At 32.5% G+C, this 11,647-nt stretch carries 10 protein-coding genes and 1 tRNA gene; 5 read left to right on the top strand and 6 right to left on the bottom strand.

Going from position 1 to position 11,647, the window contains the following annotated elements:
* Positions 1–94 precede the first annotated feature (94 nt).
* Entirely contained in the window at positions 95–1,219 is a 1,125-nt protein-coding gene (locus tag AC3WRL_RS13525) for a helix-turn-helix domain-containing protein (protein WP_214831577.1), read from the bottom strand.
* Between the two features lie 398 nt (positions 1,220–1,617).
* Between AC3WRL_RS13525 and AC3WRL_RS13520 the strand changes: the two genes are divergently transcribed.
* Positions 1,618–2,736, top strand: a complete 1,119-nt coding sequence (locus AC3WRL_RS13520; protein ID WP_492330498.1) for a serine hydrolase domain-containing protein — start codon at positions 1,618–1,620, stop codon at positions 2,734–2,736.
* A 279-nt stretch (positions 2,737–3,015) separates the two neighbouring features.
* Here the strand turns inward: AC3WRL_RS13520 and AC3WRL_RS13515 are convergent, their stop codons facing one another.
* The 4 genes from AC3WRL_RS13515 to AC3WRL_RS13500 form a co-directional block, all read right to left on the bottom strand.
* Positions 3,016–5,394: an AAA family ATPase gene (locus AC3WRL_RS13515; RefSeq protein ID WP_492330497.1), complete on the bottom strand. Its 2,379-nt coding sequence runs from the start codon at positions 5,392–5,394 to the stop codon at positions 3,016–3,018.
* Positions 5,387–6,097 carry an ABC-three component system middle component 1 gene (locus AC3WRL_RS13510; protein ID WP_492330496.1) on the bottom strand — a complete coding sequence of 237 codons (711 nt, stop codon included), beginning with the start codon at positions 6,095–6,097 and terminating at the stop codon, positions 5,387–5,389. The genes AC3WRL_RS13515 and AC3WRL_RS13510 overlap by 8 nt, the downstream gene beginning before the upstream one ends.
* Positions 6,087–7,283 carry an ABC-three component system protein gene (locus AC3WRL_RS13505; RefSeq protein WP_492330495.1) on the bottom strand — a complete coding sequence of 399 codons (1,197 nt, stop codon included), beginning with the start codon at positions 7,281–7,283 and terminating at the stop codon, positions 6,087–6,089. The genes AC3WRL_RS13510 and AC3WRL_RS13505 overlap by 11 nt, the downstream gene beginning before the upstream one ends.
* A gap of 238 nt (positions 7,284–7,521) precedes the next feature.
* On the bottom strand, positions 7,522–7,755 hold the full coding sequence (locus AC3WRL_RS13500; protein ID WP_492330494.1) for a helix-turn-helix domain-containing protein: 234 nt from the start codon (positions 7,753–7,755) through the stop codon (positions 7,522–7,524).
* A gap of 90 nt (positions 7,756–7,845) precedes the next feature.
* Between AC3WRL_RS13500 and AC3WRL_RS13495 the strand changes: the two genes are divergently transcribed.
* Both AC3WRL_RS13495 and AC3WRL_RS13490 read left to right on the top strand, forming a co-directional pair.
* A complete protein-coding gene (locus AC3WRL_RS13495; RefSeq protein WP_492330493.1) occupies positions 7,846–8,391 on the top strand; it encodes a hypothetical protein in 546 nt (181 codons plus the stop codon).
* A gap of 448 nt (positions 8,392–8,839) precedes the next feature.
* Complete coding sequence (locus AC3WRL_RS13490) at positions 8,840–9,511, top strand: hypothetical protein (RefSeq protein ID WP_492330492.1); 672 nt, start codon at positions 8,840–8,842, stop codon at positions 9,509–9,511.
* 269 nt (positions 9,512–9,780) lie between these two features.
* Here AC3WRL_RS13490 and AC3WRL_RS13485 read toward each other — a convergent pair.
* Positions 9,781–9,854: transfer RNA gene (locus AC3WRL_RS13485), tRNA-Arg, on the bottom strand.
* 47 nt (positions 9,855–9,901) lie between these two features.
* On the opposite strand from AC3WRL_RS13485, the gene AC3WRL_RS13480 reads away from it, so the two are divergent.
* Complete coding sequence (locus AC3WRL_RS13480; RefSeq protein ID WP_492330491.1) at positions 9,902–10,948, top strand: ABC transporter substrate-binding protein; 1,047 nt, start codon at positions 9,902–9,904, stop codon at positions 10,946–10,948.
* A gap of 42 nt (positions 10,949–10,990) precedes the next feature.
* Positions 10,991–11,635 carry a monofunctional biosynthetic peptidoglycan transglycosylase gene (gene mtgA, locus AC3WRL_RS13475; protein WP_214831569.1) on the top strand — a complete coding sequence of 215 codons (645 nt, stop codon included), beginning with the start codon at positions 10,991–10,993 and terminating at the stop codon, positions 11,633–11,635.
* Positions 11,636–11,647: the final 12 nt, after the last annotated feature.

Genomic DNA, 11,647 nt, shown 5'->3' with positions numbered 1-11,647 from the left:
AAAGTCCATATAAAAAAGTCGGACTCATTTTAATGAATACAATGAGTCCGATTATCTGCAATTCAAAGTTCGATTATTTACAATGAATTAATTATCAACTATTTCTGAATGCTGTTGGCGTTTGGTTCGTGTATTTTTTAAATGATGTATGAAAAGAAGATTTTGAATTAAAACCCACTTCATATAAAATTTCTAACACCGTATATTGTTTTTTCGTGGGATCTTTCAGAAGGGTCATTGCTTTTTTAACGCGGTATTCATTTACAAAATCAAAAAAGTGCTGATTAAGGTGATGGTTAATCAATACGGACAACTCACGAACAGGAATGTTCACCTGGTCCGCTAATTCCTGAATCGTTAATGAAGGTTCCAGGAAAGGTTCTTTTTCAACCATAAATATTTTAAGCTGTTCGATCTGAATGCTTTTTGTTTCATCGGTTTTATTTTCAGTTTCTAATGTTTCTGCAAAATCTTCTGTCGGTTGTAACGTAGAATCAATTCTTCGAAAAAGCTCTGGATAATTTAATGCCTTTAATATAAACCAGCAGGCAGCCAGTAAAAAGGAAGTTCCCGCTACAATATGGATCCAGATAAATAGATCGTTGTATGCCGTATATCGTATGATATTTTTAAAAATAATACATACATGGATGAATAGGAAAATGGTGGTAAGCTGAAACAGCCATTGGTATAACAAGGTGTTGGGATTCGTGTAGTTTTCAAGATAAATCTTCTTATATTTTTTAAGCACAATGAATACGGCAACGATATAAAAGAAAAACTGCAGTTCCCCGATGAGCTGATATACAAACATTTCAGGAGATTGCCACATCGTGGTAAAGAAAGCTTCTTTAGCAGCACCTTCTGCCAGATAAAGTCTTGGAACCAACATTAAGTTGGCAACAGTAAAAGGAATAAGATGCAATAAATGCTTTCTTTTTAAGGTGAAATCAGAATAACAAACAGCATTCACGTACAGATAAAAAAGAGGCATTACCAATAAGTAAGCAGATATTTTGAAAGCTTTCAGATTATAGCTGTCCACAAAAAGGTGCATGAAAATTCCGCTGATATCAATGGCATTCATGATAAGGAACGCTGCAAATAATCTGTTTTCCAGTTTTCTTTCTGTTTTTACCGTTAATAAAAAAACAGAAAGCAGCAGCGATATAAAAACGGCCATCGCAGCAATAACTTCCAGAAAACTTAATTTGTCCATTAGTTTTTTTACAAAAATAGGATATAAGTCATAAAGAGAAATGATGGTCAAGGATCATTTTTAAAATATTGTGCTCTGCTGTGGAAAGTCTTGCGACTTTGAGCGGGTAAAATAAGATTATTTCAACCCGAAAATGGGGGGCAATGTTATTGAGTTTTGCAGTTAGGGAAATGATTTTAAATTCTGAATGAAAATTATAATTTGCCGGCGATGGGATTAGAAGATGGCTTTACTTCAAAAACAACTTTTCATAAAAACCTTCAAAAAAATTGTCGAGACACCAAACGAGTATAAAAATACCAGCAAATAGGTACCATTTTATGCACTTTTAAGCTTTTGAAACCTCTTCTCAATTTTCTTACGTGAATTTTGTATTTAAATAATTCAAATTACATGTTATGAAAAAGTTTTTATTACTAGCTGTTGTTATTTTCATCACCTCATGTAGAAGTGACGATTCAAATCCCTCACCTGATCGAAAAGCGCTGGCCCAGCAAAAACTTAATACAGCTTTGTCCAACTTCCCCGGCTTAAGCCTTAGTGTACAAACAGTTTCAGAGAATTATACCCTGGTTGCAGGAGACGCAGTAATTAATGAAAAGCCGATGGCTGCTTCTGCCCTTCACTATATGCAGAGTATTTCAAAAACCTTTACCGCAGTGGCTGTTCTAAAGCTAAAAGAGGAGGGCAAAATTAATCTCGATGCCAAAGTAAACATCTATCTTCCTAACATTTGTAATCATCTGCCAAACGGAAATATCATTACGGTAAGGCAACTGCTTAATATGACATCAGGTCTTCCTGATTATTTAGATAACGATCAGTTTTTAAACGATGTTGTTGCAGGGCCACTGCCTATGACGAGCGAACAGGTATTGAGCTATATATACGATCAACCTGCAAAATTTGCACCCGGCACCTCATTTGGCTATTGCAATATAAATTATCACTTGCTGGCTCTTATTATTGATAGCGTTACTCAAAACGGGCATCGAAAGTATATTACGGACAAAATAATTAACGCCATTGGACTTTCCAACACCTATTATATAGCGGGCTCGGCAAGCACTACGGCTCCCAAAGGGACGACGGCTAACTATCTGGAAATAGACGGCACTTTTACCGATATGAGCGAGTTGCAGTTGGGTACAGTACTTACCCTCATTGGGGATGATGGTATTGTTGCTTCCGTTCAGGATATAGCTGGATTTTATTACAGGCTGCTCCATGACAAAACGGTACTGTCATCCGCATCGCTGGAAGAAATGAAGGTTGCAGTTAGTTATCAGGGTACTCCGATATATGGCTTAGGGCTATATTTTTATAAAACCAATAGCGGCCTGCATGCAATTGGCCACGAGGGTAGTGGTGTCGGAGCCGGAGCCTATGCTTTTTATTTTCCTTCCAAAAATACCAGCGTCGTCCTTTGTACAAACACGGGAACGCTTATCGATGCTATAAAAGAGGAACAGTTACGGGCATTATATGATGAAATTACAGATATATTGCTTGAGTAAAAACTAATTTAAACAGCCACATCGTGTTCCTTACTTACGAAGATATCAGCTAATGATGACCCATCAGTTAGCAGTAATGGAAAGAGAAGTGAAGAAATTACCACTTGTCTCTTCAACATCGATACTGTCAGCAGTCTGCTGTGCAAAGTCTCCCTTTTTGGACAAGTCAATAAGATTATTTTCTTTACACTTGCTCCAAAGTCAGGAGACTTGGGAGAGCTAAAGGTTAGTTTCAAATGATGAATTTACTAATTTTTGATCTATTTCTTATTGTAATTATTAACTATTAGATGAGTCTAAGACAATTTGTTGAATGTTTTTAATATCAGTATTCATGTTAAACTTATCGAATTTATATTTTATATATCTTGATGTAAAGTCATCATGTGTTGATAGTAGAATTTGGTAGTCTATAAAATCATTTCTTACTAGTTCAATGAAAGTGTGAATATTTAAATCATCCATTGTTTGAACCGGATCGTCAATAGATAAAAATTTAAAATTATCATTAGTATTGTACACTTTATTTAGTGATAAACAAAATGCTAATGATACTACCGCCATTTGGCCAGAGCTGAGATGATATACTATGTCATGATCTGAAGAATTTCCTGTCTTAAATCTAACATTGTTACTTTGATCTGTTGAGTGTATCTCGACAAATATGCCCAGTCCCTGTTGGTAGCTTTGAAGAATTTTTCCAGAATAAATATAGAAGGGAACTTTTATTCTTTCAATCATCTCAGCTTTATGATCTTGGATGGTTTTATGTATTTTATTATAAATACGATGAATTTTTTCTAACAATCCTGATAGTTTGTCCAGCCTTGTTTGTAGGAAAGTGAGTCTTGTATTTGCCATTAAAGCATAGGATCCCGATATATATACTGCTTTTTCAAGAATCATTTCATTTGTTATAATTGAGAATTTTTCTTTATCTGCATCAAAATATTGGATATATAAATGCTTATTTTCTATTAATGATTCATTAAACACTAATTCTGCTAAAAGAGTTTGCTCTAAAAAGTTTTTAAGTAAAGCTTGTTTTTCGACAATTTCAGCTAAAGTAGTTGGTGGCTGATAGAAGTTTATTTCATTCAGTAATTCACTATTTAAGATAGGATAGCTTTCAAAAATTTGATCCGTTAAATCCCTTAGGTTAGTAAATTCTCTAAAAAGAGCAATAACAGCTTGCTCGGTAACTTTATTGGTAGATATAAATAATTTCGCTGAATTTGCTATTTTAGCATGTACCGCTTTCAAACCTTCTTCCAATTCTGTTTTTTGTTGTAGTTTTTGAGAATTATATAATTCTAATGAAACAGTTTTAGATTGTATTGCAGATTCTAAAGATTCAAACGAATCAAAACTTGAATCACATAAAGGACAGTTTGTTTCAATAATGTGATCCGTATGTTTTATTTTATTAAACTCTTCAAGAATTTTATTTCGATCAGAATTTATTTCTGAAATAATTCTACCGATATCTCCCAAATCTCTGTTTATGCCTTTTATACTATCTTCAAAAACAAGATAATCAGAATATTCTTGATTGTCAGGTAAAAACAAATCAAAATACTTTTTTTCGATAAATGTACTATTACTAGTTTCTAAAAATTCTCTAGCATTTGTTAATTTTGAATTGATTATTTCTACGGTTTCCACCAATTCAGTACTATAGATGGACTTTATTAATATTGCTTTTAATACTTGATCATTAGCAAGTACTTCGTTATTCAGTTTATGATATCTTAATGACTTTTCGTACTCGTCAGTAGAAAAATTATTTCGAAGAAGTGATAATTTAGAAAGTAGATCCTGGTAAAAATTAAGTTGTTCCTTAGCTGAGTCTAAATTTCTAAACGGTAATTCCAAATCAAAATCAAAATCTTTTTCCTGAAGTAATTTTTTATACTCTCTTGTTTCCGAATCTGGTAAGGAATCTCGTAGTTGATTTAATTGTTCATTAATTCCTGTTTGTTGTCTCGTCAAGACATCTTTCAATTCCTGCAGTTTTTGTTTTTCACCTTCTTCCTTTTCGATGTTAAAAAGAAAACCTAATGAAGCTCCTTTATCATCTTCATTTTTACGCAGAAAATAAATACTATCTTCCTGTTGAATATAATTAAACAGATAGTATACTGATGATAAATCAACTTTCGAATCTACACCGTAAATAATAGCATTAATTTGAATTTGCTGGACAGGTGAAAGTTCTGAAAAATCATCTTCAGAAAAATGAGTTGGGTTGTTAGAGAGAAATGTGGTAAAAATATTTCCTGCATCTCCAGGGATAAAATCTCTTCCAAAAACTTTTCTTGTGGGTGATTCATCATCGTCATAAAATTTTATAATAATATATTCGGTATTCGATGTCGAATCATGAAGCCATAACTTAAGAATAACATCTTCGTTATCTGTATTTTGGAAAAATGGTTTATTCTTATTGTTATTTTTCTTTTGGACATTGTCAAACAGATTTATTCTTTTAAATTCACCTGTAAGACAGATTTCGATGACATCAAAAATAGTTGTTTTTCCAAACCCATTTGGACCTGAAAGAATGTTTACCTGTGCTGTTGAATCATTGAAATCAAAAATTGTTTTGGACTTAATTCCTCTGAAATTCTGAAGGGATATTTTTTTTAATTTAATCATTGGAAAAAAAACTTAAAAGTTCATTTATTTCAGCTTCATCCTCAGGCCTACTAAAATCAAGCTGTTTTATTTCATTTGTCTTACTAAGTAAAGTTGTATAACGAGGCATATCATTATCAAGGGTATATGTGATTTTCTCACTGAGTGCTGTAAATCCTTCTCTATCTTCAGCAAGACTTAAAAATGGAAGTTTTATAAATAACTCCATGATAACAACGTATTCCGAAATATCAGTTTTGTATCCAGTTGAGGCAAAAGTGTTAAAAAGATCAATATTGCCAACTTTTTCTCTTAATATAGGTATTAAAGGATTGTCAATAAGTTGCATAATTGATTCGCTAGTATATATTATTACATATTTTTTAAAAAAATATTCATCCTCTTCAAAGAGTAAGATCTGTTGCTTTAGCTCTTCAATAGATTCTATATTACTACATTTTACAAGTACAATCAAAGAAGAATTTTTTTCAATTGTTATTTGTTCACCATTATTTACAATCGCGGTAAAACCATCTAAAACTCTTTTATATTGTTCATTTTCCTTAATCAGTTCTTTACTCTTTAAATTTGCAAAGTCCACTTCGGAGATATTTACAGTGAAAAAAAATGACTTTTCTTCTCTTGTATAATACTGAAGTGTTGCATTTTCTATTGTAGTATAGCCAGATTCATTTAAAATTTTGTTAATTACTTCATTCATCATTTAGTTTTTTTAGTGCGTTTTCTCTATTAATAAGTTTACTGTTGGTAAATGACATGAATTTTTTATTATCCTCAAATTCTTGTTCCAGATTTGGAATATTATTAATATTTGGATTTCTTGAAATAAGATCAACTTCAATATTTCTATTAATTAAAGAATGATTTTCCCAAAGCAGATTTTGTGAATCTAAATTGCTGAGAATATTTTCAATCACTCTAAGCTGTTTGTCTTTTTCATCGATAATAGCTGTTAAAATATATCTGCTAGGTTCATTATTTATTTGGTATTTAACTACATTTTCCATTAATATCGGGTGTATATGTACAATGTTTATTATCATTTTAAAAAATACCTGCTCAAGTCCAGGAACATTGTAATAGACCTGGGTTTGCTTTAACCTTTCTGGGGTTTCATGTAAATTTAAACGTTGAAGAAAAGACAAGTAGTTATCATCATTTAGAGCATTTATATGTCTTATTATATTTTCTTCAAGAAATTCAATATGAGCTTGTTCTAAATCCTCAGTCTTTAATATTTCTGCATAAGTATCGTAAAATAATTTCCTGCAATCAAAGATTTCTTTTTTTGTAAATACATCCCTATTTCTAATTAGATCATTAACTTCAGACAAACAAAATTTGATATCAAATAGGTGTCTATGTTTTTTTTGATGTTCGTGCCTAATACGATGATCTAGTTCAAATGTTAACCTGTAATAAGCTTCAGAAATTACGGCATCATTTTCATTGAGAATATTATTTAATTCTGTTTTTATAAAATTTTCAATTTCAGTAGTTCCACAGTGGAATTGTGTTGTTGTATATTCGTATCTTCGAACATTATTAGTATTTCTTGTGGAGGAGGTGTCCCAATCTCTTATTGCTGCTGTTGTATGCAGAAACTTTTCATTTCCATCTTCAAAAGTCTCATTTAATACAGCATTATATTTACTTTTATTTTGGTTTCCATCAGAATAGTATGCTTTAACCTGATGGACTGTTTTATAAAGGCGAGTATTCGTAGGAATATCTTCATAAATTGCGACATCTTCATGTGTTTCAAATTGGACAAAATGTGTATTTAAATTGATTCCCGGCTCTTGCATGGTCCGTAGAGCAATTAATAGTCCTACCTGACCTTGATGTGAATAGCCACTCCAACTAGCTGTAGCATTTCTATCACACATTGCTTTTTATTTTAATGATTTTCATGATTATAAAAAAGTCTTTTAAATTCTATATTGTCTATATAAAATGGTATAAACAATATTCTGATCATTATCAAATCTACTCATCTATTTCTGGTGTACATTACGGTTTCCCATAAACAATAAAAATAAGAAGCACTTCCAAATTTTAATTCAGTATTTCTACGGAATTTTCCCAAAACTTTCTCACAAAAAAAATCCCAACTTTCGTCAGGATTTATTCATTTATAAGTTTAAAGAAATCAGATAAACTAATTTTTCTTGCTTCACATATTTTAAAAAGTGTTTCGACTGGTACTCTGTAAGTTCCTTCACTTTTAATTTTTCTAATGGTACTTTCTTCTACGCCATGATTTTTGGCAAAAGAATTTTGTGACTTGCCTTCTTTAAGCCAAGGTATCAACCATTTTTTTGTAATGTATAAACAAATTTTTTCGTTTATATCTGTCATAGAACAAATGAAATAATTAAATAATAAAAAATTACGGTCGATCGACCGTAATTAAATTTCTTTTCTTACATTTATAAAAAAATACAAACAATGAAAAAGATAAAAACAGATTTCGATCCCCGGTTTTGGGCAGGTAAGAAGTGCTCCGGATTGCAGCTGATGGAAACTTTCTTTCAGTTCAATGAGCTGGATGTTTCCAAAGAATTGCTCAGTAATATTATGAATTATGCGGTAAAGAGGAATAGTTGGATCAATGAAGATCCGGCAGTCATCTTTCAGTTTCATCAGTCGATGAGGTCGTTGATCCGGGCAGGGTATCTCATTATGCTGAAGGAAAGGCAATGGGCTATCGATACCCGGCCGGAAAAGATTTCCCCGTTGGTTCTTGGTTTGCTTTCGGAGAAGGAATACCGGAATCCGCTGCTGGTTTTCAAAACAGCATTCAGAGAATACAGCATCAAGGAATTTGATTATTTTATGTCCGGAATCGTCTATTTCTCAATGGGCGTTTATGAAAACCTACCGGAAAGAAATATGGTTATGCCCTACATCCATACGGTTAAAATGCTGGATGCGGCACACCTCATTTTTCAAAGAAGGAGAGAAAAGAAGATGGCTGACGCCACTTCAGGATAAGAAGGTTGAGCAGCTAAATAAATGGTTGGGAGTATTTGATACAGATGAAGCGTTTTTCTGACGCAAAGTTTTCATTTTTGAAACTGTTGATGGTAAGAAAGCAAAGAATAGAATCAACGAAGTTGATTCATCGAAGCGTATGTATATGCAACCGCTTCATCAGCGACAAAGTCGCATCACTTTGCTCCTTAAAATAAAGCGGAATTATTAATGAACTTTGCGTTTATCTTTTTAATCAAAAAATAATCAATCTGGTTTATTGGTATAAGAAGTAGAATTAACATTTTTATAAAATACAATCGGGCACATCCAGGTATATAATACCATAATTTTTTCTATATTTAGAAGAAGTATAGTAGTATAATGTTTACGAATGTTTAGAAAAAATGGCTTGTGTTTGTATTTTGCACTCTAAAGCATGCCTGGAAATATAATATAAAAAAAGACAATGCCGATAAACCCAATACCTCCGGACGGAGGCATGTTATATAAAGAAACAGATATGGCTCAGTTTTTCCCTGAACCGTTAAATGCAATAACTGCTCTATTATTTTTAGCCATAGCCATTTTTTGGACCCTTAAAATGAAGGGTAATTTTAAAGAATATCCTTTTTTAACCTACTGCTTAGTTTTATTATATGTTGGTGCCATAGGGGGAACTGTTTACCATTCATTCAGACAATGGCCGGTATTTATCATGATGGATTGGATGCCCATTATGTTGCTCTGTTTATCTGCCGGATTTTATTTTGTAGCTCAGAGCATCAGATGGTACTATGCTGTTTTAATGGTTCTTGTATATCTGTTACTTATGTTTGCTTTGAGAAATTGGATTTTGATAGATAACCCTTCTCTCTTTATCAACGTAAATTATGCAATCATGGCTTCATTTGTGCTTTTTTCGGTATTAAGTTATTTAATCTATACCAGGTGGAAAGCAGGTAAATGGGTAGGCTTTGCTTTATTGTCGTTTACTCTCGCACTCACTTTCCGCATCGTTGATAAATGGGAATTGTTGAGTTTCGGAACACACTTTTTATGGCATACTTTTGGGGCGGTAGCCACATTTTGCATGTTCAATTATATCTATCTTACGCGGAATACAATTAAAAAAACATAAGTAGTTTTTATTTTCTTTGAAACTCTAATTTATGCATAGATAATTTGCAGGCAATGTTTATTTAATTTTGTGAAATTCAGAGTCTGATTCTTTAAGGTTGAAAGAAAAACGATTACTTATATTTAACATGAAAAGCAAATTTAAATATTCAAAAAAGTAAGCACTGTGTTTACCTGATCCTGTTATCACCCTTGAAAAAACGCTTTCCGCAAACTTGAAAGAATTAAGAAATAAAAAACGGCAAATATCTAAGATATTTGCCGTTTTAGTGACCTCGACAGGATTCAAACCTGTAACCTTCTGAGCCGTAATCAGATGCGCTATTCAGTTGCGCCACGAGGCCTTTCTTAAAGGTTTGCAAATATAACACTTTTTTCTTTTCTTTGAAATATGAAACTAAGAATTTTACTATTATTTGTATTTTGTACTCTAATTTCCTGTAAAAGAGAACAAAAAATATCGTCTAATGATTGGAATGTGATCTCAAAAAGGCTTCAATACAAGGATGAAGCTAATGGATTGCACATAAAATCGGGAAATTACACCTATGATTTTAAGACCAATCAGGTTCCTTTTAAGAAAGTGATCCTGTTAAATGCAAGTTTGATGGGGTATGTTTCAGCGCTAAACGCAGAAAATTTAGTGATCGGAGTTTCAAGTCCTGAGTATATTTATTCAGAAAAAATTCAAAGTTTAATTAAAGAAGGAAAGATCCAGAATGTAGGAAGTGACCAGAAATATGATGTTGAAAAAATAATCTCTTTAAAACCTGATGCGATTTTTACAAACTATATTGCCAGTTTTGAAAATACCTATCAATTATTGAAAAATAACGGAATACAGGTTGTCTTTTTTGATGAATATCTAGAGCAGAAACCACTTGAGAAAACCGCTTACTTAAAAGTTTTTGGAAAGTTTTTTGGAAAAGATAAAGAAGCTCAGGCTCAATATCAGGAAATCGAAAAAAATTACAATGAACTCAAACAGCTTGCATTAAAGGCTAAGGAAAAGCCACTTGTTCTAACCAATGAAATGTATGGTGATGTTTGGTATTTGTCAGGAGGTAAAACATTTGTTGCGAATTATCTTTCAGATGCCAATGCAGAATATATTTTGAAAGATAACAAAGAAGAGAAAGCTGTTTCTATGACTTTTGAAGAGGTTTTCGCAAAGTCAGATAAAGTTCAGTATTGGGTAAATGCCGGAAATCATACTTCTAAAAAAGAAATGCTGAACATGAATCCTTTCTATGGGAAATTAGGAGTATTCACAAAAGGAAAGATCTATAGTATTTCCGGAAGAGAAAAACAAAAGGCCAACGATTTCTTTGAAAGTGGTGTAGTACGTGCAGATTGGGTTCTTAAAGATTATATTAAGATTTTCCATCCTGAACTTCTGCCAAATTATCAGTTGGTATACATGAAAGAATTGCAATAACTCGGAGTATTTGTTTATTTTTGTAGTGCTTTTTTAGAAGGTATGTGGAAAAAAATAAAACAACTGCTGTTTATCATTCTGATTTTGAATGTAGTGTTCATTGTATGGGGGAGATTTTTCAATCCACCCATAACCATTACTCAGATTGGAGGACTTTTTGAGTATGGAAAACTGCAAAGAGATTACATTTCTTATGATGAAATGGGCAATAATGTAAAGAAAGCAGTTATTGCTTCTGAAGACCAGAAGTTCTTTACTCATAATGGTTTTGATTATGTTGCTATTGAAAAAGCAATGAAAAACAATGAAAAAGGAAAAAAAGTAAGGGGTGGAAGTACCATTTCTCAGCAGACCGCAAAGAATATTTTTCTTTGGCAGGGAAGGAGCTGGATAAGAAAGGGATTGGAAGCTGTATATACTTTTATCATAGAGAAAGTATGGGGGAAGGATATTATTTTAGAAAGGTATCTTAACTCCATCGAAATGGGGCGTGGCGTGTTTGGAATAGAGGCTGCATCTGAATACTATTTCGGAAAGTCTTCCAAAGATCTTACGAGCTCCGAAGCGGCCTGGATAGCTGCTGTTTTACCTAATCCTAAAGAATATGATCCTAAGAATCCGTCCTCTTATCTGACAAAGAAACACAACTGGATTTTGCGACAAATGAGAAATGTTAGTTTGAAATAGTATCTTTGTACT

This window comes from Chryseobacterium sp. FW101-FHT12H09 (genome assembly GCF_058790395.1).
This window is presented reverse-complemented; position numbering and strand designations above follow the sequence as displayed.